The sequence below is a fragment of the Nocardia puris genome (assembly GCF_036051655.1).
GTDB lineage: Bacteria > Actinomycetota > Actinomycetes > Mycobacteriales > Mycobacteriaceae > Nocardia > Nocardia puris.
In genome coordinates, this window is the sequence record NZ_CP107943.1 from 5,262,809 (window position 1) to 5,289,735 (window position 26,927).

The following is a 26,927-nucleotide window of genomic DNA, read 5'->3' on the forward strand; positions in this document are numbered from 1 at the left end:
GACGGTGCGCCGTGACCGGAGAATTGACCGGCAAGATCGCGCTCGTGACCGGGGGCGCGCGCAACGTCGGCCGCGTGATCGCGCTGCGGCTCGCGGCCGAGGGGGCGACGGTGGTGATCAATCACTTCCGTTCGCCCGCCGAGGCGCGCGAGACCGCGGCCGAGATCGCGCGGCGCGGTGGGCGCGCCCACGTGATCCGGGCGTCGGTGGCGCAGCCGCGCCAGCGGGAGGCGATGTTCGAGGAGATCGCCAGGGAGTTCGGCGGACTCGACATCCTGGTGAACAACGCCGCCGACGGCAGGCTCGCCGCGAGTGAGGACGTCGAGGACGCCATGATCGACCGCGCCCTCGACACCAACCTCAAGGGCGGGCTCGGTTGCGCGCGCCTGGCGGCGGGACTCATGGCGGGCAGGTCGGGCGCGGCCATCGTCAATGTCTCGACCCTCGGCGGCGGTCAATTCGTCATGGCGAACTACCTCGCGTGCGGGCCTGCGAAGGCCGCCGTGGAGGCGATGACGCGGTATCTCGCGGTGGACTACGCGCCGCTCGGCATCCGGGTGAACACCGCCGCCGCCGGAATGCTGAAAAGCCCGGTGGCGGACAAGTTCCCGAACGCCGAGGCCATGCAGCGGGCGACCATCGCGGCCACCCCGCTGCGCCGCCTCGGCACACCGGAGGAGTTCGCGGAGGTCGTCGCGTTCCTGGTGAGCCCGCGCGCGTCCTGGATCACCGGGCAGACCGTCCTGGCCGACGGCGGGCTGTCGACGGGCTACGCATTGCTGTCGCCACCGGCGGATGCCGTTGCCGTGGAGCGGATTCCGGACGAGGTCGAGGCCTCCGGGACGAACTCCGCTGTCACGAGCGAGGTTCCGGCAGCCGATCCGGCTTCCGGTGGTGTACCTGTGGCGGAGGCGGGCGTGCCGGAGTCGGCCGCGCTGGTGGCGGATACGGCCGCACCGGTGCCGGAGACAGTCGACCCCGACGACGACGTGATCGCCATCGTCGGCATGGGCCTCACGGTCTCCGGGGCCAACACCCCGGAGGAGTACTGGGCCGAATTGGTCGAGGGCGCCGAACGTTTCATGCCGGTTCCGGAGGGTCGGTGGGACAACGACAGCTTCTACTCGCCCGACAAGGCCGCGGAGGACAAGTCGTACTCGCGGCACTCGGCCTTCATCACCGACTTCGTGCCGCATCCGCAACTGGCCGAGGAACTGCGCGCCTCCGGTCGCGCGCCGGACGCGCTCGAGTCCACCACGCTGTGGTTGCGGCACTCGGTGTTGCAGGCGCTCGACGGTGTGCGGCGACGTCCGGAGGACCGGTGCAGCTTCCAGGCCGGTTACACGGCCGACGGCAGTCAGTACCTGGAGGAGGCGACGGTCGTCTCGGGTGTGCTCCAGCGGATGCGCGCCGCGCTGACCAAGCGCGGGGTCGCCGATGCCGAACACCTGCTCGCACACGCGGAATCGGTGCTGCGCGAACGGTATCCGCGCAGCGTGGGGGAGGCCGAGCGGTTCTTCCCGCACCGCGTGGGATACGGCGCGATCGACGGGATCTTGCCCGCCGACACCGATCTCATGATGGTCGACACCGCGTGCTCGTCCTCGCTGTATTCGGTGGACATCGGCATCAAGGGCCTGCTGGAGGGGCGGCACGACATCGCCGTCTGCGGTGGGGCGTTCGCGGTGGGCCCGCGCGGCTCGGTGCTGTTCGGCAAGCTGAACGGGTTGTCGGCGCGCGGCGAGGTCCGGTCGCTGGACAAGACCAGCGACGGCGTGCTGTTCTCCGACGGCGCCGCCACCGTCGTGCTCAAGCGGCTGAGCCGGGCCAAGGCCGACGGTGACCGAATCCTGGCGACCGTCAAGGCCTTCGGCAGCTCCTCCGATGGCAAGGGCAAGGCGATCTACGCGCCCAGCGCCGCGGGTCAGGAACTCGCCATTCGCCGCGCCCAGGCCGACACCCGCATGGACGGCGTGATCCCCGACTGGGTGGTCGCCCATGCCACGGGCACCAAGGCGGGCGACATCGCCGAATTCACCACGCTGCGCACCACTCTCGACGGCCCGCCGGTGCAGGTGACCTCGAACAAATCGGTCATCGGCCACACCGGCTGGGCGGCGGGCACCTCCTCGCTCATCCAGGTGCTACTCGGCCTGGAGCACGACGCCATCCCGCGCCAGCATCGCTTCAGCGAGGCGCCCGCCGAGTTTCAGCTCGACACCTGCTCGCTGAGCATTCCCACCGACACCGTCGCCTGGCCGAAGCGCGACACTCCCCGCATCGCCGCCATTTCCGGTTTCGGCTTCGGCGGCACGAACGCCCACCTGGTCATCCAGGAACCCACCGCCGAAGACCTCGCGCCGGCCGGTGCGGTTCGAGCCGCCGCGCCCCATCCCGTGTCGAACAGCGCTGGTGCGCACGCGGTTACGGGCCACTCCACGGCCGTCTCCACACGGCCCGCGACGAACGGTTCGACCGTCGGTGGTCCAGCTGCTGCGCCCCACGGCAGTGAATCCGGTTCCGCGAGTGCGGAGTTCGCGACACCCGAGCCGAGAACCGCCGAACACGCTGACATGCCGAACGGCTCGTCGGCGCTTCCCATGCCGCCGACCACCCCTGTCCCGAGGAACAACGTCATGGCGAACGGAAAGACCGAGCCCGCAGGGGTTTCCACGCGACTCGCCGTGATCGCGGTGTCCTCGCACGTGCCCGGTGCGCCCGATATCGACGCGTGGTTGGCCGATCCGGCCGCGCCCACCGGGTTCGGCGACGCCTACCCGCTGCCCACCATCAAAGAGGTGAAGATTCCGCCGCGCACCATGCGGGCGATCGACCGGTGTCAGTTGATGATTCTGCGCTCGGCCCAGCGGATTCGGGAGCAGCTCGGCGACTTCTGGACGGCCAACGCGCGTGACACCGGTGTGCTGCTCGGGCATTACGGCGGCACGCGCAACGCGACGCTCTACGCGACCCGCTGCTACCTCGACGACGTCGCCCTGGCGTTGCGCGCCGATCCCGAACTCGCGGCGGCGGGTTGGCTCGATGACGTGCTCGGCGACATCGCCGCCGACATCACCGGTCTCGTTCCGCCGTCCAGCGAGGACACGTTTCCCGGCATGATGCCCAACGTCATCCCGGCGCGCGTGGCGAACTACTTCGGCCTCAACGGTTTGAACATGACCGTGGACACCGGATTCACCTCCGCGATCACCGCGCTCGACGTGGCGGGCCGCTACCTGCGCGCCGGGGAGCTCACCGTCGCGCTGATCGGCGGCATCAACGGCAACGCCACGCCGGAGCAGCGGGAACTGCTGGCCGCCGAACTGCCCGCCGACGCGGTCCTGGCCGAGGGCGCGTTCCTGCTGGCCGTCACCACCGAGCAGACCGCGACCGCGGCGGGCCTGCCGGTGCTCGGCTACGTCGAAACCGGCGTCGGGGGAGCGGGTGCCGGTGTTGAATGCGGCGCCCGCGCCGCGGGGCGGGCGGCGAGTTTCCTCGGCGGCGAAGGCGCGGTGGGGCTGCTGTCCGCGCTGACGTCGGTGGGGGAGTCGGGCGTCGCCGTGGTGGCGTGCCGCGGCGGCGTCGCGGCCTCCGACCAGTTCGTCCGGGTGAGTGGCCCGGCGGCCGTCGTCACCGAGCCCAGCGCCGTGCCCGGTGACGTCGCGGTCGCCGCCGGATCGGAGGCGATCGAGCCCGGGTCACGGCGTACGGCGGCGGCTGCCCCGGTGCCCGCGGCCGAGTCGGCCACATCGGAGCATCGCGCGGGTGCTCCCGCCGCGGCGGCCGTTTCCGCGCACGATGCCGAGACCGTGCCCGGTTCGAGCCGCGAGTCCGCCTCCAGCGCAAGCACTGTCACGTCCGCGACCGCCCCCGAACCCACCCGCGTCGACGTGCACGCCTGGCACCTGCTCGCCGAGCCCGGTGTCGTCGTCCGCCCGCCGGTCTCGTTCTGGCCGGACGCGCCGACCCTCGTCCTCACCGACTGCCCCGGCGAACTCGCCGCGGCCGGCGTCCCCGACAGCGTCACGGTGTTCTCCGTCGCCGCGTTGCCGACCCAGGCGTGGACAGCCAGGCCGGGCGTCGTGCACGTCTCGGAGGTCACGCCGGAAACCGTGGCGTCCCTGCTGGACACGCACGATCCGCGCGCGCAGCTGCGGCACCTGCGCGTCGTCACGGCCCTGCCCGCCGAGCCCGCCGCCGACGGCGTCTCCGACCAGCGCACGGCCGGGATCGCGGTGCTGCACGACCTGCTGTTCCTGGTAGCCAAGTTCCGCACCGAGGCGCTGGCCCAGCCGGGCGCGAGCAGCATCACCGTGCTGACCCGCGCCATGACCGGCGCGACCCCGCACCCGTATGTCGGCCTCTTCACGGGGTTCACGAAGGTCGCCCACCTCGAGCACCCGCGCGGGCTCACCTTCGCGCTGGCCACCGACCGCGATCTGCCAGGCGCGATCGCCGAGGCGGAGGCGGAATCCATGCTGGAGCGCGGACTTCCGATCGCCTACTACGCGGCGGGCACCCGCATGGCGAGCCGCCTCACCGTGGTCGCCGACGAAACCGAGAACACCCCGGTGCTGGAGCGTGACTCGGTGATCGTGGCGGTCGGCGGCGCGCGCGGCATCACCACCGAACTCATGATCGCCACCGCCCGCAGCTACGGCGGCCGCTTCTACCTGCTCGGCAGCAGCGCGATCGACGAGGCGCCCGCCGCCTACCTGGCGATGAGCGATGCCGAATTCGCCTCCGCCAAACGCGAATACATGCGCGAACGCAAGGCCAAGGCGCCCGAACTGACCCCGGCGCGGATCAACGCCGAGTTCCAGCGCATCGGCAACATCCGCACGGTGCGCGCCAACGTGCGCCGCATCGAGGCGGCGGGCGCGGCGGCCGTGACGTATCTGCCGTGCGATATCACCGATCCCACGGCGGTGCGCGACACCATGGCGCGAATCCTGGCCGCGGAGAACAAGATCGACCTCCTCGTCAACGCGGCAGGGCTGAACCGCTCCGCCCCGATCGGCGCGAAGGAGTTCGCCGAGTTCCGCCGCATCCGCGACATCAAACTGCTCGGCTACACCCATCTCGCGACCGCGCTCGCCGCGCACCCGCCGCGCCTGTGGTGCAATTTCGGCTCGCTGCTCGGCGTCACCGGCCAGGTGGGCGAGGTGGACTACGCCTCGGCGAACGACTTCCTCGGCACGGCGGCGCTGTTCCGCGCCCAGGTGGGCGGTCGGTCGGAGTTCACCGTCGGCTGGACGCTGTGGGGCGAGGTGGGTCTCGGCGCGAACGAGCTCACCAAGGCCTACTTCGACAAGAGCGGCCAGTACTCCAACATGTCCAACGACGAAGGCGCGCAACACTTCCTGCGCCAGTTGCAGTCGTGCGAATCCCGGCCCTACGTGGCGCATCTCGGCACGGCGGAGTACGGCGCGGTCGACGCGTTGCTGCCCGGCTTCCTGCCCGCCAGCCCGCGCCCGTTCTACCTGGACCGGCGCGTGGACGCGGGGGTGGTGGAGGACCGCCCGTGGGCGGTGTTCGAGCGCACCTTCGATCTGGAGCGCGACGGATACCTGCGCGACCACCGGGTGAACGGCGCCCCGACGCTGCCGGGGGCGTTCGTCGCGGAGATCGCGTTCGAGGCGGCCGCCGCGCTGGTCCCCGGCCTGCGCGTCTACGCCCTCGAGGATCTCACCTTCCACCACTTCCTGAAGGTGCCGGAAACCGGTGGGCCACTGGTGAAACGGATTCGCGCCGAAGTCACCGAGTGGCGGCCCGATCTCGGGCAGGCGCGGGTCGCGGTCACCGTCACCGGTGACGTCATCGCCCCGAACGGCATGGTGCTGGTGCGCGACAAACTGCACTTCACCAGCGACGTGCTGATGGCCACCGTGCTGCCCGCCGCGCCCCGCTGGACGGACTGGTTCGCGGCCGAGGAGACACCGGCGGTCGACCCGTACCACCATCCGGCCTCGCCGGTTTCGCTCACCGGCCCGTTCGTCTCCACCGCCGACACCAGGCTGCACCCCACCGGGAAACGCAGCGCCTACACGCTGCGGCTCGAGCCCGGCGATGCCGTGTTCTCCCGCTTCCGCGTGCCGACCGTCCTGCTGGACGGGCTGCTGCGCACCGGCGTGCTCGCCGACGGCGCCGACGGCACGATCCCGGTGGCCGCGCCGCTGCGGATCGGCAGGCTCGACCTCTACGAACACACCAACGACGCGCTGGCGGGCCGCGCCGGACCGGTCCAGCTCTACGCCGTCCTCCCGGACGAAGGGGAGGGCGCGGGCTCGGGCAACCGCTTCACGGCGGTGCATCCCGACGGCCGGATCATGCTGACCCTCAAGGAACTCGACTGGGCCTTGATCGGCCACCTCGACCTCGGCGTCCCGGCGCCCGGACTCGACGACCTCCGCAACGGCAGGAAGCAACTGGCATGACGACGATCACCCCCACCGCCCTCGGCAAGGTGCCCCCGGGCCCGCTCGGCGCCCACCGGATCCCGGGCAACGTGAAAGCGTTGCAGCAGAACGCCCCTCGACTGTTCGACGATCTGCGCCGCGAGTACGGCGATATGGTGCGCCTGCCTCTGGGGCTGCTCACCGCGAACCTCGCCTACCACCCGACAGCGGTCAAGCACGTCCTCCAGGACAATAACGCCAACTACATTCGCGGCATCGGCTACGAGCGGTTCAAGATCTTCATGGGTCTGGGGCTGCTCACCACCGACGGCGCCGAATGGCGCACCCGCAGGCGGATCGTCAACCCGCTGTTCCACCGGTCCGCGATCGACGCCATGGCCGACACCATGGTCGCGGCCACCGCCGAGGTGCTGGAGCGCTGGGAGTCGGCCGGGCACGGTCCGGGCCGCGACGACAGCGGCGGCGACGTGGTGCCCGACATGATGCGAATCACTTTGGGCGCCCTGGGCCGCATCATGTTCGACACAGACCTGGAGCCCCACCAGGAGCCGGTGGGTGTCGCGATGCAGACCGCCATCGAGGCGATGGTGTTCCGCGGCACCGTCGTTCAACTGCTGCCGAGCTGGCTGCCGTTCCCGTACAACCGGCGGGTCGCGGCGGCGCGCGACACCATGTACGACGTGGTGACGCGCATCATCACCGCGCACCGCGAGGGTGACCACGCCGGCCGCCCCGATCTGGTGAACCTGCTGCTGGAATCCGAGGACGAGGAGACCGGGCGGCCGCTCACCGACGAGAACGTCCGCGACGAACTCATGACGGTGTTCATGGCGGGCCACGAGACCACCGGCACCGGATTGGCTTGGGCCCTCTATGAACTCGCGGCCAACCCCGACGCGCAGGAGCGCATGTTCGAGGAGGTGGACGCCGTCTTCGGCGGTCGCGCACCAGAACTCGCCGATGTGGCCAAGCTCGAGTACACCAAGATGGTCACCGACGAGACGCTGCGCCTGCACCCGCCGATCTGGGTGTATCCGCGCGAGGCCGTCGCCGACGATCTGGTGGACGGCTGGCACATTCCGGCGGGGGAGTGCCTGTTCCTGAGTCCCTACGTGACGCACCGGCATCCGGACTTCTGGACCGAACCCACCCGCTTCGACCCCGACCGGTTCGACCCGGCCCAGCAGACCAAACGGCCCAAGTTCGCCTTCTTCCCGTTCGGCGGCGGCCAGCGCCAGTGCATCGGCAACAGCATGGCGCTGCTGCAAACCCACCTCACGCTGGCCATGATCGTGTCCCGATTCCGGATCGAGACCGTGCCCGGCACCACCACCGACCTGGCGACGCTGGTGTCGCTGCGCCCCGCCGACGGCATCCGGTTGCGCCTCACCCCGCGCACCCGTTGATCCGCAGGCCCACCAGAATCCCGAGGTAGCGATGACCACCATCGAACAGGCCCCGCCCCGCGTCGTCCCCCACTTACCGGCCGTCGACTATCCCGCCGATCGCTCGGTGCTGCCGACCGGCCGATTCCTCTGGCGCCCCACCCAGATCGAGAGCACCCCGGCCGAGCCGAGCCCGCGCCTGGCGGGCCGCCGCGTCGCCCTGCTGGGCGGCAGCGCGGCCTCGGCCGAGGTGGTCGAGGGCGCGCTGAGCGCCGCCGGGGCGCAGGTGTTCCGGCTCGCCCCGCCGGCGGACGGCGCGGAGACCGACGCGGCGGCGTTTGTGCGTGCGGCCGGACGGCTCGACGGCATCATCGATCTGAATCTCGAAGCGTCCATGGATATCTCGCGGCGCTACGCCTGGGAGCCCGCCTTCCTCCAGACGGTGGGCGTACTCAAGGAGATCTTCCCCGACTGGAACGCCGAGACCGACGGCGAGCGCCTGTTCTACCTCGCCGTCACCCGCATGGACGGCAGGCACGGCTTCGGCGGCGGCACCATCGGGCAGCCGCTGGGCGGGCTCTGGGCGGGGCTGGCGAAGAGCCTGCCGCGCGAATTCGACAACGTGAACGTGCGTGTGGTCGACCTGCCCTCGGGCGGGCCGGATGTCGCGCCGCTGGACGCCGCCGCGGCCGGCCTGATCTGCCGCGAGCTCTACCGCTGGGGCTACTTCGAGATCGGCCACGCCGACGGCAAACGCCACACCCTGGTCGCGGACCGCGTCGATGTGCCGATGCCGCGGATCGAGATCGACGCGGGCGACGTCATCGTCATGTCGGGCGGCGGGCGCGGTATCGGATTCGCGCTCGCGCAGGCGCTGTGCCGGGCGCACGGCTGCACGGTCGTCATCAGCGGGCGCGCCGCGGCGCCCGACCCGTCGAACGCACTGAACAAGCTGTCCGACGAAGACTTTCGCGCCTATCGCGACCGCAGGCTCATCGACGCGGCGGGCACCGGCACGCTGCCCGAGGTGCGGGCGAAGCTGTCCAGGGCGCGCTGGGACCGGGAGCTCTGGCAGCGACTGGAAGCGGCGAAAGCCGAAGGGCTCGACATCGTCTACCGGCAGTGCGATGTGGCCGATCCGGAACAGGTACGCGCGCTGCTGGATTCGGCCGGACCGCGCCTGGTCGGCGTGGTGCACAACGCCGGTGTCGACACGCCCGTGCGGTTGCCCGCCAAGAAGACGGAGAACATCCGGCGCACCGTGTCGGTGAAGGTCGTCGGATTGATGAACCTGCTCGCGGCGCTGGACGAGACGAAACCGCTGCGGTTCTTCAATATCGCGGGCTCGCTGGCCGGGCGCTGGGGCGGGATGGTCGGCCAGCTCGAATACGGCGCGGCCAACGACGCGCTCGCGCGCATCGGATTGTGGGCGGCGGCCGACGGGCCGCAACCCGGCCGCTCCCTGCGGGTTCCGGTGACCACGATGTGCTGGCCCACCTGGGAGCGGCTGGGCATCATCACGAACTTCGAAGCGACGCTGGCATATATGTCGGCCATCAATGTCGAAGAAGGGCTATACCACTGGCACCGCGAGATCCTGGCGGGGGAGTCGGGGGAGCGGACGTTCGTCGGTGAGTTCGGCAAGGCGCTGCTGCCCACCCTGCTGCGCGGCTATCCGCCCAGCGCGCAGCTCTCGGCCGTGGACGGACTGGTGAACCGGGTGCTCTTCCTCGGCCTGCCGCTGAAGTTCGCGAGCGGCAAGCTGATCGAGTCCGCCCTGGAGATCGACCCCGGAATGGTGCCGTGCTGCACGGACTTCCGCGTCGGGGGCGCGCCCGCCGTGCCGGTGAGCATGGTGCTGGAATACTTGCGCTCCCTGGGTGATTGGGTGCAGCCCGAGGGGCAGGAGAAGCCGATCACCGCCCTGCGGGACGTGGTGGTGGACCTCGCGGCACTGCGCCTGGATCGGATCCCGGTCCGCTGGCACGCCCACGCCACGGGCGGGTGGACCGAGGACAAGCGGTGGGCGGTGCGCACCACCCTCACCCGCGCGGACGGGGTGTTCGTCGCGGCGGCCACGCTGTGGTACGGCGCGGAACCCGGTGCCCAACAGCAGGTTTCGGTTCCTGAACCAGACACATCGGTAGCCGCGGGCACGCCCCAGTGGGCGGGGCAGGCCTTCCGGCTCGGGCGCTGGACGGTCGAAGCGGGCAGCGGCCGCTGGTTCGCCGACGTGACCGCCGATCGCATGGCCGACCTGGTCGCGATCACCCCGACGCCGCGTCCCGAACTGCCCCTCAACCAGCTGGAGACGTTGGTGCGCGGCGTGTGGATGCGCCAGGCTCCGGCTCGCGCGCGCCGCCTGTGCGTCCCGTCGATCGATGTGCCCGCCCCGAACTCGGGATCGGCGGGCGTCGTCCTCGCCGACGGTGACGACTGGATCGCCCGCACCTCCGGCGGCGAACCTCGAATCATCCTGCGCCGCCCCTACTTCACCGAGGACGCATAGACATGACCACCACCGTCGAACGACCCGCCGTGCTCGACCGCGGCGACCGGTACTGCGTGATCGGGGCGGGCGCGGCCGGCCTCACCGCCGCCAAGAACCTCCTGGAATACGGCGTCGACGTCGACGTGCTCGAGCGCGCCGACGAGGTGGGCGGCACCTGGAACTACCGCGGTCCCAGCAGCGCGGCCTACCGCTCCATCCACCTCATCACCTCGAAACCGTTCATCGAGTTCTCCGACTTCCCGATCCCGCGCGACTACCCGACCTACCTCGGGCAGCGGCACGCGCTGGCCTACCTGCGGTCCTACGCCGAACATTTCGGCGTGCTCGATCGCATCGAGTTCGAGACCACCGTGACGTGGGTGGACCGCGAGGACGGCAGCCCCGACTGGATCGTCACCCTCGACGGGCCCGACGGCACGCAGGTGCGGCGCTACGCCGGGCTCGTGATCGCCAACGGGCACAACTGGTCACCTCGCTTCCCCGAGCACCCCGGACAGTTCGACGGGCTCATCCTGCATTCGTCGGACTACAAGGATCCGGACGTGTTGCGCGGCAAGCGGGTTCTGGTGGTGGGGTGCGGAACCTCCGGCTGCGACATCGCGGTGGAATCCGGGCAGAACGCCGAAGCGACCTTCCTGAGCGTGCGGCGCGGGCTCTATATCTGGCCCAAGTACCTCTTCGGATTCCCGACCGACGTGTTCTACGAGTTCCTGCTGAAATTCCGGATGCCGCGGCCGATCACGCGCTTCTTCGGCAAACCGCTGCTGCGCGTCAACAGTGTCGGGCCGCTGACCCGCTACGGGCTGCCGAAGCCGGAACACAAACTGCTCGAAGAGCATTTCGTGTTGAACTCGACGCTGCTGTATCACCTCGACCACGGCGATATCGGTGTCAAGCCGGAGATCGCCGAATTGTGCGGTGATTCCGTGCGATTCAGCGACGGCACCACGGAGCGGATCGATGTGATCGTGTATGCCACCGGATTCCGGCAGGCGGAGTTCCCGTTCATCGACCGCAAGCACCTCAACTGGGGCGACAACATCCCGCGTCTGCACCTGCACGCCTACCACCCCGACTACGACAACCTCTACGTCATCGGGTACTTCCAGACCTCCACCGGCACCTGGCCGATCATGGAGAACCAGGCACAGGTCATGGCGCGCTACCTCTACCTGTCGCGCACCGCACCCCAGCGCATCGCGAAGTTCCGGCGCGAGAAGGCCGATCCGATGCTCGGCGCGAAACTCAATGGCGGCATCGATTTCTACGACTCCGAACGGCACTGGATCCAGGTCGAACACGTGAGCTTCCGCCGTCGTATGCGGAAATTGGCCAAACGCCTGTTCGTGCCCGCGCCGGCGTCGGCTCGCCGCGCGGAAGAGGTGCACTCCCACTAGAATTCGGATCATGTATCACTACATTGTGAAACAGCGCCTGCGCGACACGTTCGAACAGGTGAATCGGGGGAACTATCCGGCCGTCGTGGCGCAGTTCGCCCCCACCGCCGAGCACTGGTTCTCCGGCGACCACGCGCTCGGCGGTGGCCGCCGCGGCACCGCCGACATCACCCGCTGGTACGACCGCCTCGCCACCCTCCTCCCCGACCTGGCGTTCACCATCACCGACCTCGCCGTCGCCGGCGGCCCGTGGAAGACCTTCGCCACCGTCCGCTGGACCGACTCCCTCACCGACCGCGAGGGCACCCGCTACACCAACGAAGGTGTCCACATCATCGAGCTGCGCTGGGGAAAGGTCCACGGCCTGTGGATCTACTGCGACACGGTGAAACTCTCCGCGATCCTGGAAACCCTCGCGAAACAGGGCGTGGAGGACGCCACCGCCCCGCCCATTACGACCTGACGCCGGCTAGGCCGGGGTGACCCGTTCGACGATGGCGAGGCCGCTGAAGAACGAGGCCAGGACCAGGGCGATCGCCAGCACGCCCCAACCCCACAGCGGCCACCGTTTGGTGGCCGCGACGAGCATCATGATCGGGATGCCGAAGACGGCCAGGGCGATGCCGCCCCAGGAGACGAACATCGCGGGCAGGACCAGGTCCTCGCGGCAGCCGCTCTCGGCGAAGCACGAATCCGTGGCCATGGCGAAGAACGCGGTGATGTAGGCGGCGAACAGGCCGAGCGTGGCGGCGACGGAGTACAGCACGATGGCGGACACGGCATCCCAGGTGCGGATCGGAGGCTTGGTGGCCGGTGTGTTCGTCATGGGTCCAGCTTGGCCGAGCGGGCGGCCCGGCGGCTGCGCAGAACTACTCGAGGGCGGCCGGGGCTTTCCACCGTCACCCGTTCGGGGGAATCCGCCCGAGGCGCCTGCCCGGGGGAGCGCGATTCCGGTGCGTCAATCACCCGAATCGGATGATTCCCGCCGGGCGCGGACCGGGTTACGTTCGGCGGGTCGCCCGCGCCCGGGCGGTGATTTCGAACCGAGATGATCGAGGTGGATCGATGTCGGTATGGGAAGTGCTGTGGCTGATCGTGGTGTCGTTCGCGTTCGTCGCCTACTTGTTACTGTTGTTCTATATCCTCAGCGACCTTTTTCGCGATCACGAGACCTCGGGGTGGGTGAAGGCGCTCTGGGTCGTGTGCCTGTTCCTCTTCCCGCTGATCACCTCGCTGGTCTACTTGATCACGCGCGGTAAAGGCATGGCCGAGCGGTCGATGGCGGCCGCGAAGCAGGTCCAGGCCGCCGAGGAGGACTACATCCGCACCACGGCGGGTACCAACCCCGCCTCGCAGATCGCCGCCGCCAAGAAGCTCCTCGACGAGGGGACGATCTCGGCGGATGAGTTCGACAGGCTGAAGGCCAAGGCGCTCGGCTGACCCGCGAGCGCTCAGGGCACCGGAACCGGCCCGTCGTCGGGGCCGGGGCCGACCACGTCCGTGTGGTCGGGCAGTAGCGGCGTCACGGCGAAGGTGGTGGCGTCGGCGGGGAGAGCTTCGACCGCGCGGACGGTCGGGTCGTCCAGCAGGGTGCGCAAGGGCGGGAGGGGGCCTCGGACGATCACCCCGACGACGCAGGCGCAGTCGGCGCGCAGGCGGGCTGCGGATGCCGAAAGAGTTGCGGTGTAGCGGGATTCGGGGTCTGTGCCGAGATCCAGTTCGGCCTGGAGGGCGCCCGCCGCCCAGCGGGACGAGTTCGTCGCGGCCACGTCGGTGGAGGGGACCGCGACGGTGACGAGCGGAGTCTGCACGCGGGGCAACGGAACTCGATAGAGAACCTGGGCGACGCGGAGACCCGCGGTGTGGTCGGGGATCTGGTGCGAGGCGAGGGGTTCGCCGAAAGTGATCAGGGCCCACCGGGTTTCGGTGTGGTCGCCGGACAGTGAGGCGCGGGCTCGGTCGAGATAGTCGCCGACTCGTTCGCCATGGTCCGGGCCGAGGCGGTCGGTGCCGACGCCGAGTTCGCGCGGCGGAATCGCGACGCCCAGCGCGACGAGAAGTCCGATCAGCGCCACCACCGCGACACCCGCCGGCGCACCACGCAGCACCCGAGCGCGCGCGGAAGGACCCCACGACTCCGCGTCGATGGGTCCGGATTCACCGTCGCCGATCGGTGTTACGTCCTCCGCCCGCACCGAATTGCTCGGTCCATGCCCGGCACCGCTCGCCTCGGGACCGCCGGACGCGTCCTCACGCATCCCGCAGGACGTCCAGCGCGTGCTTCAGATCGTCGGGGTACTCGCTGGTGATCTCGAGCCACCGTCCGTCGGCCGGATGATGGAATCCGAGCGCACGGGCGTGCAGCCATTGCCTTTCCAGCCCCAGCCGCTGCGCCAGCTTGGGATCGGCGCCGTAGGTGAGGTCGCCGCAGCACGGGTGGCGGATGGCGGAGAAGTGCACCCGGATCTGGTGGGTGCGGCCGGTTTCCAGGTGGATGTCGAGCAGGCTCGCCGACTGGAACGCCTCCACCGTGTCGTAGTGCGTGATGCTGGGCCGCCCGTCGGCGGTGACGGCGAACTTCCAGTCGTTGCCGCGCGCGCGGCCGATCGGCGCGTCGATGGTGCCGCTGCTCGGGTCCGGATGTCCTTGCACCAGCGCGTGATACCGCTTGTCGACGGTGCGCTGCTTGAAGGCGCGCTTGAGCACCGTGTAGGCGTGCTCGGACTGCGCCACCACCATCACCCCCGAGGTGCCGACGTCGAGCCGGTGCACGATGCCCTGCCGCTCGTGCGCCCCCGACGTGGAGATGCGATAGCCGGCGGCGGCCAGCCCGCCCACGACGGTCGGCCCGGTCCAGCCCACGCCGGTGTGGGCGGCGACGCCGACCGGCTTGTCGACGGCGACGATGTCGTCGTCGGCGTAGAGGATCTTCATGCCCTCGACCGGCGCGGCCTCGATGGTCAGCTCCCGCTCGGGCTCCGGGAACTCCACCTCCAGCCACGCGCCCGCCGTGAGCCGGTCCGATTTGCCCGCGGGCACGCCGTCCAACTGCACCGAACCCTCGGCGGTCAGCGCCGCGACGGCAGTGCGGGAGAGTCCGAGCAGCCGGGAGAGTCCCGCGTCCACCCGCATGCCGTCGAGCCCGTCGGGGACGGGCATGGTCCTGGTCTCCCTCACGCCGCGTTCCCCTCCCCGGTGCGCGACCGCGCGGTGGAGTCGTCGGAGTTCTTCGTCAGGCCGGGCGGGGGATCGCCGCCATCGGTGTCGGGGTTCTCCCGCTCCGGTTCGGGACCTCGGTCCTGGGTACGGACCTGGTCTTCGGGCTCGGTGTCGCGACCGGTGCGCGTGCCGTTCGGCTCGAAACCGAAGAGCGTGAGCACGACCAACAGGATCGCGCCGCACACCACGCCGGAGTCGGCGACGTTGAACACCGGGTACCAGCCGATCGCGACGAAGTCCACCACGTGACCCTGGAACGGGCCGGGGGCGCGGAACAGCCGGTCGATGAGGTTGCCGAACGCGCCGCCCAGGATCAGGCCGAGGCCGATCGCCCACCACAGCGAACGCAGCGTGCGGCCGATGCGGATCACGCCGATCACCACGGCGGCCGCGATCAGCGTGAGCAGCCACGTCATGCCCGTGGCCATGGAGAACGCCGCGCCCGGATTGCGCACCAGGCTCAGCCGTGCCCAGTCGCCGATCAGGTACACCGGGTCGCCAGGGGTGAGCCAGGCCACCGCGGCGATCTTGGTGAGCAGGTCGAAGGCGAGCACCACCGCGGCGATGATCAGCAGGGTGCGCAGCCGCAGCGGGGGCTGCGCCTGCGCGGGGGCGGGGGTGGTTTCCTCGGGCGGCCGGTCGTCACTCACGCCGATCATCATCTCTCGAGGGCCCGCCACGCCGCGCCGCGCCTCCTGGTGCGTGTCCCGCGGCGCGCGTAAGGAAGGTCCCAGCCTCCGCTCAGGAAGCGGTCGTACTCTGTTGCTCGTGACGGTGTTGTCTTCTACCCACCTGCCCCGGTTCGTCCGCCCGGGTGCGCTGCTCGTGGTGCTCGCACTCGGGCTCTCGGCCTTCGGCGTCGGCTGCTCGGAAGACGCGGAGGCCCCTGCCACGACCGACAGCACCGAGCCGCTGGGCCTCGGCAAGGAAGTGACCGTGCCGATCTCGGCTGCCGCCGCCACCTTGGTGACGCCGGGCGACGAGCCGCTGGCCGTGCTGCGCCCCACGTTCACGGCGGGCGTGACCCAGCAGGTGACGCTGCGCACCGAACACCGCATCGAACAGCGGATCAACGACGAGCCCGCGCGCGATTTCTCCACGCCCGCGCTCACCATCCCGATGACGGCGCGGGCCAGCGCCGAGGGCGTGGACTTGGTACTGGGTGCCGTCACGACCCCCGACCCGCTGCTGAACAAGGCGCTCACCGCCGCCGACGGTTCGCACGCCGGTTTCGATCTCAGCGACGACGGCGCGATCACCGCGCTGCGCCTGGCGCCTTCGCCCGACACCTCCAACTCCGCCCGCGCCGCCCTCGAGCAGGCGTTCTACCAGGCGGTCTACCGGTCGATCATGTTCCCGGTGGAGCCGGTCGGCGAGGGCGCGGTGTGGACGGTGCACCAGCAGGTGACCGGCGGCGTCATGCTCGACCAGATCACCACCGCGACGCTCACCCGGCGCGAGGGCGACCGCCTCACCATCGAACTGCACGTCACGCAGACGCCGCGCTCGTCGGTGTGGACGCTGCCCAACGACACCGGCACCCTGCACATCGAGGACTACGTGATGGAGGGCACCGGCACCATCACCGTCGACCTGGGCCTGCCGCTGCCGGTGGCCGGGTCGATCACGGTCGGCGGCCACCAGTCCTACAGCGACCGCAGCGCCGTCAGCAAGCTGCGCCAGTCCATCACCACGCAGGTGTCGTGGGCGGAGTGAGGCGCGGGGCTCTGCTCGCGGCGGCGGGCGCGGTGCTGCTGGCCGGATGCGGCTTCCCGGACGAGGATCAGAGCGCGGCCGCGCCCGGCCTGCCGGAGTTCGGGCCGGTCGTCGCGGCCGCGCCGGCGCACACGCGGCCGATCACCGACGAGAACGTGCTGATCTCCCACCTGCTCTCGATCAGCGATTTCCCCGACGGTATGACCGCCGTCCACGACCGGCGGGTGAATCCCGGGCAAGCCGCCTTGACCACGGTCGCGGACACCGAACCCGCCGAATGCGGGCGGGTGATGTCCTCGATCGCGGCGCAGACGCCCGATCCCGTCACGGCGACCGGGATCGCCTACAGCGGCCCGGACTTCTCCAGCATCGACATCGACGCCGCGACCTTCGCCCCCGACCGCGTCGCCCCCGCGTTCACCGCTGTGCAGGAGCAGCTGCGCCGGTGCACTTCCTACCGGGGCACCGATGCCGACGAGATCGCCATCGAGTACCGGGTGGGCGCCCTCGACCAGCCGAAGTCCGGGGACGCGTCGGCCTCCTATCAGGTCCGCACCACCAGCGAGGGCCTGACCCTGGTTTCGCTGGTGACGGTGGTGCAGGTGGGGCCCACGCTGGCGCAGATCGCGGTGTCCGCGCCCGAGACCGTCGACCCCGGATTGCTGAGCGATCTCACCGACGCGCAGGTGCGGCGCCTCCAGGGCATCCTCGGCCCCTGATCGCGCCGAACCGCCGGTGCCGGGGACGCGGCGGGCCTAGGCTCGGGGTATCCGACCCACCACCGATGGGAGGTCTCCGATGTCCGATGTGTCACCGGTTCCGGAAGGCTATCCGGTCGTGTCGCCCGGCTTGGCGATCGACGGCGCGGCCGAGGCCATCGAGTTCTACAAGAAAGTGTTCGGCGCCACCGAGCGCATGCGCATGCCGGGGCCCGACGGCAAGATCGCGCACGCGGAACTGCTGTTCGGCAATTCGGTCGTCATGCTCGGCGACCCCTACGAGGGTGCGACGTTCTTCGACCCGAAGACCGTAGGCGGCACGCCGGTCAAGCTGAACGTGTACGTGCCCGACGCGGACGCCGCCTTCGCCGCGGCCCTGGCCGACGGTGCGACCGAGGTCGAGCCCGTCACCACGCAGTTCTACGGCGATCGCAGCGGCACCTTCCTCGATCCGTGGGGCCACCGGTGGACGGTGGCCACCCACATCGAGGACGTCGACCCGGAAGAGATGGACCGCAGGATGACCGCGTTCTCCGGCGAATCCTGATGCGGCCCCGGATCACCCGGCGACGATCGAGTCACCTTCCACGCGTACCGCTTTCGTCGCCAGCGGCTGCGTCGCCGGGCCGGTGACGACCGCCCCGTCGAGGGCGAACGCGCTGCCGTGGCACGCGCAGTTGACGGTGCCGCCCGACACCTCCCGCACCCGGCAGCCCGCGTGCGTGCAGCGGCTGTCCAGACCGACGAACGTGCCCGCCGTCGGCTGGGTGACCACGGTGTCGCCCACGACGACCCCGCCGCCCACCGGCACGTCGGCGGTCTTCGCGAGCACCGGCGGCCCGCCCCCGGGGCCGGGAGCCGGTGCGGGAGCGGGTGGTTCGGCCGAACCGCCCTCCCCGTAGGTGGTGCAGGCCGCCAGCGCGGCGGCGGTCGCGAGCGCGCCCGCCCCCGCCACGACGGTGCGGCGGTCGAGTATCGGATTGCGAGGGTTCATGACGAACTCCGTTCGGGGGATTCAGAAGACGAGGCCGTTGTTCTGGAAGAACCAGAGCGAGGAGGTGAGCCAGATGCCGATCAGACCGGTGAACACCAGGCCGCCGGCGACGGGAATCACCCAGCCGGGCAGCCCTTTTCGTGTCAGCAGCAGCATCTTGGCGACGAACGCGCCATAGAAGAAGCAGCCGAGTGTCGAGTGCGCGAGCACGCGGGTGTCGTAGTCCCCGAAGCCCAGGGCGTACAGGCAGTGCACGGCCACCGGCACGCTCACCAGCACCGCCAGCCGGCCCGACCAGACATGTGCGGTGCCGAGCCAGGCCGCGCCGCGCAGCGCGGGGATGCGCCCGTAGAGGGCGAACGCCGAGAACACCTGGCCCAGCGCCAGCGCCGCCGCCACCGTGCCGAGCCAGGCCTTGACCGCGGTCGGACTGGAGAACCCGGCCACGTTCACCGAGAAGAACCGCGGCTCATGGACTTTCGCGTACACACCGAGCAGCAGGGCGACGGCCGCGCCGATCAGCACCGGTACGACCACGGCCAGGGTGGACGCCGCGTTCGGGCGCGCGGCAGCGGGGTGACCGTCAGTTGACATCGTCGCCACCGCTCACCCTGGTGGCCGCCACCCGGACGCCGTCGATGACGGCCGACCCGTCGGCGGCCAGCGCGGGCGCGGGGGACGTGCCGCCGTCGGGGCCGCGGCGAACGCCGGTGACGCCGCCCGCGCCGTCCACGATCCAGCTCTGCCGCGAACCGCTCGCGGAGTAGACGTAGAGCCCGGCGGGCGGCGCGACGGGAGCCACGGTGAACGCCCACCGCTTGCCGTCCACGACCAGCTCACCGCGTACGTCTCCCTCCGCGAGCCGGCCGGTGAGGGTCGCGCCGTTGCGGCCGGTGAGGGTCAGCGCGCCGTCGGTGGCCTCACCCTGCAACCAGGACTCGACGGTGGCGCCGTCGCAGGCGTAGGCGATGGCCCGCGGGCCCGCCACGGTGATGGCCAGCGTGAGCGTGCCGCCCGACGCCAACGGCACCGGCCCCACGTAGTCGGCGGAGTCGGGGAAGCGCGCGGTGGGCGCTTCCGGCGGCGCCGAGGTGCTGGGCGGTGCCGAAGTCGCCGGCGCGGCAGGGGAATTCGTGCTCGCCGTCGCCGGCTCGGGTTCCTGGGACATATTGACCGCCACCAGCACGAGACCGAGCACGGCCACCGCCACCAGGGTGAGCCACGGCCCGAGACGTTTCATGGGATCTCCTCGTTATCCGGCCGCGCACGGCCACGACCGGCGACCCGGGCTGGGGGTCGCCTCCGTGGGTATTACGAGCGGACGCGGGCGGCGGTTCAATGCGCCCGGTGCGGAGAGGGGAAGGCGGTGTACTCGATCCCCCTCATGGATCGAGTACACCGCCTCGGGGTGGGTCAGCCGCGCGCTATCGCCTCGAAGACTGTGGGGTCGACGAGGGTGGAGGTGTCGCCGAGGGGGCGTCCTTCGGCGGTGTCGCGCAGGAGTCGGCGCATGATTTTGCCGGAGCGGGTTTTGGGGAGTTCGGGGACGATGTGGATGGTTTTGGGTTTGGCGATGGGGCTGATGGTGTGGGCGACGTGGTTTTTCAGCTCGTCGATGAGGGGTTGGCCGGTGTCGGGGGTGTCGGCGGTGAGGATGACGAAGGCGACGACGGCTTGGCCGGTGGTGGGGTCGGTGGTGCCGACGACGGCGGCTTCGGCGACGCCGGCGTGGCCGACGAGGGCGGATTCGATTTCGGCGGTGGAGAGGCGGTGGCCGGAGACGTTCATGACGTCGTCGACGCGGCCGAGGACCCAGAGGTCGCCGTCGGTGTCGAGGCGGGCGCCGTCGCCGGCGAAGTACCAGCCGTGTTCGGCGAAGCGTTCCCAGTAGGTTTGGCGGTAGCGGTCCATGTCGCCCCAGATGCCCCGCAGCATCGACGGCCAGGGTTCGGTGAGGACGAGGTAGCCGTTGGCCTCGGTCTCGCCGTGCCGCAAGGGATTCGCGTCGTCGTCCACCACGGCGGTGACGATGCCGGGCAGGGGTGCTTGTGCCGCACCGGGTTTGGCGGCGGTGACGCCGGGCAGCGGGGAGATCATGATCGCGCCCGTCTCGGTCTGCCACCACGTGTCCACCACGGGCGCGCGATCCGCGCCGAGGTGGTGGCGGTACCAGCGCCACGCTTCGGGGTTGATCGGCTCGCCCACCGAGCCCAATAGCCGCAGCGACGAAAGGTCGTGTGCCGCCGGGATTTCCGGGCCCCACTTCATGAACGTGCGGATCAGCGTGGGCGCCGTGTAATAGATGGTGGCGCGGTGCTTTTCGATGATCTCGAAGTGCCGGTGCTCGTTCGGCGTGTTCGGGGTGCCTTCGTAGACGATTTGGGTGGCGCGGTTGGCGAGGGGGCCGTAGACGATGTAGCTGTGGCCGGTGACCCAGCCGATGTCGGCGGTGCACCAGTAGATGTCGGTGTCGGGTTTGTGGTCGAAGACGTTGTGGTGGGTGTAGGCGGCTTGGGTGAGGTAGCCGCCGCTGGTGTGGAGGATGCCTTTGGGTTTTCCGGTGGTGCCGGAGGTGTAGAGGATGAACAGGGGGTGTTCGGCGTCGAAGGGTTGGGCTTCGTGGTCGGGGGAGGCGGCGGCGACCGTCTCGTGCCACCACAGGTCACGGCCCTTACGCATCGGCGTCTCGATCCCCGTGCGCGCCACGACCAAGACGTGCTCGACGGTCGAGAGGTCCTCACCCAGGGCCTCGTCGACGGCGGTCTTGAGCGGTGTGGGCACGCCGCGGCGGTACTGGCCGTCGGTGGTGACGATCAGCCGGGCGCCCGCGTCGTCCACGCGCTGGCGCAGGGCGGCGGGGGAGAAGCCCGCGAACACCACCGAGTGCGTGAGGCCCAGGCGCGCGCAGGCCAGCATCGCGACGATCGCCTCGGGGATCATCGGCATGTAGATCGCGACCCGGTCCCCGGCGACCAGGCCGAGTTCGGTGAAGTAGTTCGCGGCGCGCGAAACCTCGTGCAGCAGATCGCGATACGTCAGCGTGCGGGAGTCGCCGGGCTCGCCTTCGAACAGGATCGCGGGTTTGTCGCCGTACCCGTCGGCGACGTGGCGATCCACGCAGTTGTAGGCGACGTTGAGCTGTCCGCCGACGAACCATTTCGCGACCGGCGCGTCGCTCCAGTCCAGCACCTGGTCCCACTGGCGATGCCAGTGCAGGCGCCCGGCCTGCTCCGCCCAGAAGCCAAGCCGGTCCGCCTCGGCCGCGGCGTAGAGCGAGGCGTCGGCGTTGGCCTGCGCGGCGAACTCGGGGCTCGACGGGAACGCCTCGGGGAGGGTGTGCACATCGTCGGTGGTCGCACTGGTCACGTTCTATCTCCTATCGACTTCAGTGAGAACGGCGATGGGGCCGGGTCCCGAACATGTCCGGGACCCGGCCGGCGCCGCGCCGTTGCGGCGGTCTGTGCGGTCCCGGCCGGGACCGGGCGGTCAGTGCACGACCGCCTTCTCCGCGCCCACCCCGGTGAGCGAGCGGACCTCCATCTCGGCGGCCTTGTCCGGGTTCTCCGGCGTGCGGCCGCCCAGCAGGGTGCCGATCACGCCGAGCGCGAACGCCAGCGGGATGGAGACGATGCCGGGGTTCGACAGCGGGAACCAGTCGAAGTCGGCGCTCGGCAGCATCGCGGTGGCGCTGCCCGACACGGCGGGCGAGAACACGATCAGCACGATGGTCGAGATCAGGCCGCCGTACATGCTCCACAGCGCGCCGGTGGTGTTGAAGCGCCGCCAGAACAGCGAGTACACGATGGTCGGCAGGTTCGCCGCCGCCGCGACCGCGAAGGCCAGCGCCACCAGGAAGGCGATGTTCTGCCCGTTGGCCAGGATGCCCAGGCCGATGGCCAGCACGCCGATCACCACCGCCGTGATGCGCGAGACCCGCACCTGCGCCGACTCGTCGGCCTTGCCGCGCTTGAGCACGCTGCCGTAGATGTCGTGGGCGAACGAGGCCGCCGCGGTGATGGTGAGGCCCGCGACCACCGCGAGGATGGTGGCGAACGCGACCGCCGAGATGACGCCCAGCAGCAGCACCCCGCCCAGTTCGAAGGCCAGCAGCGGCGCCGCCGAGTTCTGGCCGCCCGCCGAGGCGAGGATGCGATCGGGGCCGACGATGGCCGCCGCGCCGTAGCCCAGCACCAGCGTGAACAGGTAGAACGCGCCGATCAGGCCGATCGCCCACACCACCGAGCGCCGGGCCTCCTTGGCCGTGGGCACGGTGTAGAAGCGCATCAGCACGTGCGGTAGGCCCGCGGTGCCCAGCACCAGCGCCAGGCCGAGGGAGAGAAAGTTCAGCTTGGACATCTCGCTGCCGCCGTACTGCGCGCCGGGCGCCAGCACGTCGCGGGCGGCGACGGCCTCACTGGCCGAGCCGGACACCATGGACTGCGCCGAGCCGAGCAGTTCGGAGAAGTCGAACCCGAACTTGGCCAGCACCATCAGCGTCATCAGCCCGGCGCCGCTGATCAGCAGCACCGCCTTGATTATCTGCACCCACGTGGTGCCCTTCATGCCGCCGACCAGCACGTAGATGATCATCAGCACGCCGACCACCGCGATCACGATGGACTGCCCGGCCCGGTCGGAGATATCGAGCAGCAGCGCCACCAGGCCGCCCGCGCCCGCCATCTGCGCCAGCAGGTAGAACAGCGACACGGTGAGCGTGGACAGCGCGGCGGCGGTGCGCACCGGGCGTTCCTTCAGGCGGAAGCTCAGCACGTCGGCCATGGTGAATTTGCCGGTGTTGCGCAGCATTTCGGCGACCAGCAGCAGCGCCACCAGCCACGCCACCAGGAAGCCGATGGAGTAGAGGAAGCCGTCGTAGCCGTACACCGCGATCGCGCCTGCGATGCCGAGGAAGCTCGCGGCCGAGAGGTAGTCGCCCGCGATGGCGACGCCGTTCTGCGGGCCGGAGAAGCCGCGCCCGCCGGTGAAGTAGTCGGCGGCGGTGGAGTTGTTGCGGCTGGCGCGGATCACCACGACCATCGTGACGGCGACGAACAGGCCGAAGATGGCGATATTGGCGAGCGGGTTGCCGACCGTGCTCGCGGCCAGGTACTGGGTGCTCATGCCTTGCCCTCCATCTGCTCGCGGATGGCGGCGGCGCGCGGGTCGAGTTCGCGATTGGCGAAGCGCACGTACAGGCCGGTGATCGCGAAGGTGGTGACGAACTGCGCCAGCCCGAGCAGCAGGCCGACGTTGACATTGCCGAACACCGTGGCCGACATGAAGTCGTGCGCGTAGGCGCCGAGCAGCACGTAGCTCAGATACCAGATCAGGAACACGGCGGTCATCGGGAACACGAAGCGGCGCAGGCGGGTGCGCAGCTCTTGGAACTGCGGGCTGGCCTGCACGGCGGCGAAGTCGGCGGCGCTCGGTGGGCGCGGTGACGTGGTGCCGTCGAGGTCGATACTGGTCATCGGATCGTCCTAGCGTGTGACGTGGCTTACTCCGGTGAAGGTAGACCGCGGCGGTGCCCCTGGAACCCTGTGCCGCGGGTCACGTCCGTGAAGGTGCCGATCCGTGCGGTGAACGGTCGCCACGGTGCGACGAACGGTCAGCCCGCCCGCAGCCCGCGTTCCCGGTCCGAACCCATCCCCAGCCGTTCCGGGGCGTGCATGCGCACGAACACCCGCCGCACCGCGCGCGGTCCGGGCCCGCGGGTCGCCAGGCTCACCCCGATCATGGTGAGGAACGCCAGCGGCACGCTCACCGCCGCCGGATAGCCGAGGATCGCCGAAAGCCAGCCGTTCGCCACCGATTCCGGCACACCGCCCGCCACCGAGACCGCCGTGGCGCCGCCCGCGGCCGAGCCGCCCGTGATCAGGCCCGCCGCAGCGCCTTTCGCGGTGAGCCCGCGCCACCAGATGCCGAGCACGAGCAGCGGGCACAGCGTGGACGCGGCCACCGAGAACGCCAGCGCCACCGTCCTGGACAGATCCAGAGAGGCGACGGTGAGCGAAAGCCCCAGCGGCACAGCGCCGGCCACCAGCGCGGCCACCCGGAAATCGCGGATGCGCCCGCGCAGTACATCGGTGCTGAGCACGCCCGCGATGCTCACCAGCAGCCCCGACGACGTGGACAGGAACGCGGCGATCGCGCCCGCCGCGACCAGCGCCGCCAGCAGTTGGCCGGGCAACCCGCTCAGCACCGACCCCGGCAGCAGCAGCACGGCCGCGTCGGAAGTGCCGGTGATGAGCAGTTGCGGCACATAGAGCCTCGCGAACACGCCGAGCAGCGTCGGGAACAGGTAGAACATGCCGACCAAGCCGATCACGGCCAGTGCGGTGGCGCGGGCCGCGCGCCCGTCGGGGTTGGTGTAGAAACGCACCAGCACGTGCGGCAGGCCCATCGTGCCCAGGAACGTCGCGATCATCAGCGAATACACCTGGTAGGTGGGGTGAGTGCCGCCGAAACCGCCGCCCGTGGTCAGCCAGCTCGCGCCGTCGGCGGGCGCGCCCGCCACCACCGGCACCGTCGCGCCCGCGTCGAGGACGAGTTCGCTGTCCGCGCCCAGCACGTGCTCGCCGGGGGCGAGCGTGACCGGTCCGTCGACCGCGCGCCCGTCCAGGGTTCCCGTGATCGACACCGTTTGCGGCGCCCCGACCTGTACCACCACGTCGGTGGTGACGTCGACGGTGGTGCGCTCGGCGACGACGGGTGGCGCGGGCGCGCCGAGTTCTCGATCCTCGCCGAGGAAGTGCGCGAACAGCACCAGCGCGGGCAGTGCGACGGCGGTGAACTTCAGCCAGTACTGGAACGCCTGCACCAGCGTGATGGAGCGCATGCCGCCGCCGGTGACGTTCGCGATGACGATGGCGCCCACCGCCACCGCGCCCACCCAGCTCGGCACGTCGAGCAGGATGCGCAGCGTGAGGCCCGCGCCCTGGAACTGGGGGATGAGGTACACCGCGCACACCAGCACCACCACGACCGCGGCGAGCTTGCGCAAACGCGCCGAGCCGAGCCGGAATTCGGCGAAGTCGGGCACCGTGTACGCGCCGGAGCGCCGCAGCGGCGCGGCCACGAACAGCAGCAGGCCGAGATAGCCCGCCGTGAAACCCACCGGATACCACAGCGCGTCGGCCCCGTATTTGGCGATGAGCCCGGCCACGCCCAGAAACGAAGCGGCCGAGAGATATTCGCCGGAGATGGCGGCCGCGTTCCAGCCGGGGCCCACGCTGCGGGAGGCGACCAGGAAGTCGGAGGTGGTGCGCGCCATGCGCACCCCGTAGGCGCCGATGGCCACGGTGGCGACGGCGGCGAGCAGCAGCGCGGCCAGGGTGAGAGCGGGGGCGCCCACGGTTCAGTCCCCGGTCACGTCGAGGAAGTCCTCCTCGTTGCGTTCGGCCAGCTTCACGTACAGGCGCGCCATCAAGTACAGCGCCGGATAGACCGCGAAGCCCAGCAGCAGCCACGGCAGCCGCACCCCGAACACCACGGCCTCTCCCAGCGCGGTGACGCCGAACAGCACCGGCAGCGCGCCGAACGTCACCACCGCCACCAGCGCGAACCGCAGCGCCAGACCCAGCTGGGCCCGGATCAGCCCGCCGATCAGCGCCTCACCGATCTCGGTCTGCTCGGCCAGTTCCACCCGCGCCCGCACCCGTCGGGCGCCGCGCCGTTCGGCCAGGACCACGCGTTCGCGGGCGGGGCGCTGCGGGCCGGTCACCGGTGTGTCCAGGTCTGGCGGGGCCCGTGCACCAGGCGCTGTTTGAGTTCGCGAACCTGGCGGCGGCTCACCGGGAGTTCGACGGCGGCCGCGCCGCCCTCGGCGCGCAGGCACACCACGGTGCCGTTGCCGACCGTGCGCAACCCGGTCACCAGGCGCAGGGCGACCAGGTAGGAGCGGTGCACGCGCAGGAAACCGGCGTCCTGCCACCGGGATTCGAGCGCCGAGAGCGGGATGCGCACCAGGTGCGACCCGGCGGTGGTGTGCAGGCGGGCGTAGTCGCCGTCGGCCTCCACCCAGCTCACCGCGTTGCGGTGCACGAGGGTGGTGACGCCGCCGAGCTCCACCGGGATCACCTCGTTCGGATCCGCGCGGGGCGCGGCGGCGGGCGGTGGGGCGGTGCGGGTCTGGGTGATGCGGCGCACGGCCTCGGCCAGGCGCGCCTCGCGCAGCGGTTTGAGCAGGTAGTCCACCGCGCCGAGGTCGAAGGCGCCGACCGCGCGGTCGTCGTGGGCGGTCACGAACACCACGGCGGGCGGATTCGCGAATTCGGACAGGATGCCCGCGAGCTCCATCCCGTCCAGGCCGGGCATGTTGATGTCGAGGAAGACGGCATCCACGGGGTGGGTGCGCAGCACCCGCAGCGCGCCGGTCGCGTCGCCCGCCGAGTGGATCTCGCCGACCTCGGGCTGGGTGCGCAGCAGGTACACCAGCTCGTCCAGAGCGGGTTTCTCGTCGTCCACGGCGAGCACGCGCAGCGCGCTCGCTCCCTTGTCGGTGTTCTGCGTCACAACCCGTCCATGGTAAGGGTCGGCCCGCGTCCGACTGGCGGGAGTCGGCGGC

22 protein-coding genes are annotated in these 26,927 nt (G+C 70.6%); 9 read left to right on the forward strand and 13 right to left on the reverse strand.

Features of this window, described 5'->3' with window-relative positions:
• The first annotated feature begins 11 nt into the window (after positions 1 to 11).
• From OHB21_RS24195 to OHB21_RS24215, 5 genes are read left to right on the forward strand one after another with little or no spacing between them, the layout of a single operon-like run.
• Positions 12 to 6,437: an SDR family oxidoreductase gene (locus tag OHB21_RS24195; protein ID WP_195126249.1), complete on the forward strand. Its 6,426-nt coding sequence runs from the start codon at positions 12 to 14 to the stop codon at positions 6,435 to 6,437.
• Positions 6,434 to 7,825: a cytochrome P450 gene (locus OHB21_RS24200; protein WP_067510778.1), complete on the forward strand. Its 1,392-nt coding sequence runs from the start codon at positions 6,434 to 6,436 to the stop codon at positions 7,823 to 7,825. Before OHB21_RS24195 ends, OHB21_RS24200 begins: the two co-directional genes overlap by 4 nt.
• A gap of 31 nt (positions 7,826 to 7,856) precedes the next feature.
• On the forward strand, positions 7,857 to 10,313 hold the full coding sequence (locus OHB21_RS24205) for an SDR family NAD(P)-dependent oxidoreductase (RefSeq protein ID WP_067510777.1): 2,457 nt from the start codon (positions 7,857 to 7,859) through the stop codon (positions 10,311 to 10,313).
• Positions 10,314 to 10,315: 2 nt separating this feature from the next.
• Positions 10,316 to 11,713 carry a flavin-containing monooxygenase gene (locus tag OHB21_RS24210; RefSeq protein WP_067510776.1) on the forward strand — a complete coding sequence of 466 codons (1,398 nt, stop codon included), beginning with the start codon at positions 10,316 to 10,318 and terminating at the stop codon, positions 11,711 to 11,713.
• Between the two features lie 10 nt (positions 11,714 to 11,723).
• Positions 11,724 to 12,176, forward strand: a complete 453-nt coding sequence (locus tag OHB21_RS24215) for a nuclear transport factor 2 family protein (protein WP_067510775.1) — start codon at positions 11,724 to 11,726, stop codon at positions 12,174 to 12,176.
• Between the two features lie 6 nt (positions 12,177 to 12,182).
• Here OHB21_RS24215 and OHB21_RS24220 read toward each other — a convergent pair whose 3' ends face one another.
• A complete protein-coding gene (locus OHB21_RS24220; protein ID WP_195126248.1) occupies positions 12,183 to 12,539 on the reverse strand; it encodes a hypothetical protein in 357 nt (118 codons plus the stop codon).
• Positions 12,540 to 12,778: 239 nt separating this feature from the next.
• On the opposite strand from OHB21_RS24220, the gene OHB21_RS24225 reads away from it, so the two are divergent.
• Positions 12,779 to 13,153 (forward strand): SHOCT domain-containing protein, encoded by a 375-nt coding sequence (locus OHB21_RS24225; RefSeq protein WP_067510773.1) that lies wholly within the window; start codon positions 12,779 to 12,781, stop codon positions 13,151 to 13,153.
• An 11-nt stretch (positions 13,154 to 13,164) separates the two neighbouring features.
• On the opposite strand, the gene OHB21_RS24230 is transcribed toward OHB21_RS24225, so the two are convergent.
• Genes OHB21_RS24230 through lspA form a run of 3 tightly spaced genes read right to left on the reverse strand, consistent with a single transcriptional unit; the run spans position 13,165 to position 15,594 of the window.
• Positions 13,165 to 13,971, reverse strand: a complete 807-nt coding sequence (locus OHB21_RS24230; RefSeq protein WP_324192105.1) for a hypothetical protein — start codon at positions 13,969 to 13,971, stop codon at positions 13,165 to 13,167.
• Positions 13,964 to 14,890 carry an RluA family pseudouridine synthase gene (locus tag OHB21_RS24235; protein ID WP_067510772.1) on the reverse strand — a complete coding sequence of 309 codons (927 nt, stop codon included), beginning with the start codon at positions 14,888 to 14,890 and terminating at the stop codon, positions 13,964 to 13,966. The genes OHB21_RS24230 and OHB21_RS24235 overlap by 8 nt, the downstream gene beginning before the upstream one ends.
• Positions 14,887 to 15,594 (reverse strand): signal peptidase II, encoded by a 708-nt coding sequence (lspA, locus tag OHB21_RS24240; RefSeq protein WP_067510771.1) that lies wholly within the window; start codon positions 15,592 to 15,594, stop codon positions 14,887 to 14,889. Before lspA ends, OHB21_RS24235 begins: the two co-directional genes overlap by 4 nt.
• A 112-nt stretch (positions 15,595 to 15,706) precedes the next feature.
• Here lspA and OHB21_RS24245 point away from each other — a divergent pair, with 112 nt between their 5' ends.
• The 3 genes from OHB21_RS24245 to OHB21_RS24255 all read left to right on the forward strand — a co-directional run bounded on the left by OHB21_RS24245 (position 15,707) and on the right by OHB21_RS24255 (position 17,914).
• Positions 15,707 to 16,648 carry a hypothetical protein gene (locus OHB21_RS24245; RefSeq protein ID WP_113975178.1) on the forward strand — a complete coding sequence of 314 codons (942 nt, stop codon included), beginning with the start codon at positions 15,707 to 15,709 and terminating at the stop codon, positions 16,646 to 16,648.
• Entirely contained in the window at positions 16,645 to 17,367 is a 723-nt protein-coding gene (locus OHB21_RS24250) for a hypothetical protein (protein ID WP_324192102.1), read from the forward strand. The genes OHB21_RS24245 and OHB21_RS24250 overlap by 4 nt, the downstream gene beginning before the upstream one ends.
• 79 nt (positions 17,368 to 17,446) lie before the next feature.
• Complete coding sequence (locus OHB21_RS24255) at positions 17,447 to 17,914, forward strand: VOC family protein (protein ID WP_067510769.1); 468 nt, start codon at positions 17,447 to 17,449, stop codon at positions 17,912 to 17,914.
• A gap of 12 nt (positions 17,915 to 17,926) precedes the next feature.
• On the opposite strand, the gene OHB21_RS24260 is transcribed toward OHB21_RS24255, so the two are convergent.
• From OHB21_RS24260 to OHB21_RS24300, 9 genes are all read right to left on the reverse strand, one after another.
• A complete protein-coding gene (locus OHB21_RS24260) occupies positions 17,927 to 18,361 on the reverse strand; it encodes a QcrA and Rieske domain-containing protein (protein ID WP_084537815.1) in 435 nt (144 codons plus the stop codon).
• A gap of 21 nt (positions 18,362 to 18,382) precedes the next feature.
• Entirely contained in the window at positions 18,383 to 18,955 is a 573-nt protein-coding gene (locus OHB21_RS24265; RefSeq protein WP_067510820.1) for a DUF6529 family protein, read from the reverse strand.
• Positions 18,945 to 19,601, reverse strand: a complete 657-nt coding sequence (locus OHB21_RS24270; protein WP_067510768.1) for a hypothetical protein — start codon at positions 19,599 to 19,601, stop codon at positions 18,945 to 18,947. Before OHB21_RS24270 ends, OHB21_RS24265 begins: the two co-directional genes overlap by 11 nt.
• 173 nt (positions 19,602 to 19,774) lie before the next feature.
• Positions 19,775 to 21,727, reverse strand: a complete 1,953-nt coding sequence (acs, locus tag OHB21_RS24275) for an acetate--CoA ligase (RefSeq protein ID WP_328436107.1) — start codon at positions 21,725 to 21,727, stop codon at positions 19,775 to 19,777.
• Positions 21,728 to 21,847: 120 nt separating this feature from the next.
• Entirely contained in the window at positions 21,848 to 23,482 is a 1,635-nt protein-coding gene (locus OHB21_RS24280; protein WP_067514061.1) for a solute symporter family protein, read from the reverse strand.
• On the reverse strand, positions 23,479 to 23,832 hold the full coding sequence (locus tag OHB21_RS24285) for a DUF485 domain-containing protein (RefSeq protein WP_067514062.1): 354 nt from the start codon (positions 23,830 to 23,832) through the stop codon (positions 23,479 to 23,481). The genes OHB21_RS24280 and OHB21_RS24285 overlap by 4 nt, the downstream gene beginning before the upstream one ends.
• Positions 23,833 to 23,969: 137 nt before the next feature.
• The gene (locus OHB21_RS24290) at positions 23,970 to 25,715 is read right to left on the reverse strand and encodes a sodium/solute symporter (protein ID WP_195126361.1); all 1,746 of its coding nucleotides are present in this window, start codon (positions 25,713 to 25,715) and stop codon (positions 23,970 to 23,972) included.
• Positions 25,716 to 25,718: 3 nt separating this feature from the next.
• The gene (locus tag OHB21_RS24295; RefSeq protein WP_232331920.1) at positions 25,719 to 26,084 is read right to left on the reverse strand and encodes a hypothetical protein; all 366 of its coding nucleotides are present in this window, start codon (positions 26,082 to 26,084) and stop codon (positions 25,719 to 25,721) included.
• The gene (locus OHB21_RS24300; RefSeq protein WP_067514064.1) at positions 26,081 to 26,875 is read right to left on the reverse strand and encodes a LytR/AlgR family response regulator transcription factor; all 795 of its coding nucleotides are present in this window, start codon (positions 26,873 to 26,875) and stop codon (positions 26,081 to 26,083) included. Before OHB21_RS24300 ends, OHB21_RS24295 begins: the two co-directional genes overlap by 4 nt.
• Positions 26,876 to 26,927: the final 52 nt, after the last annotated feature.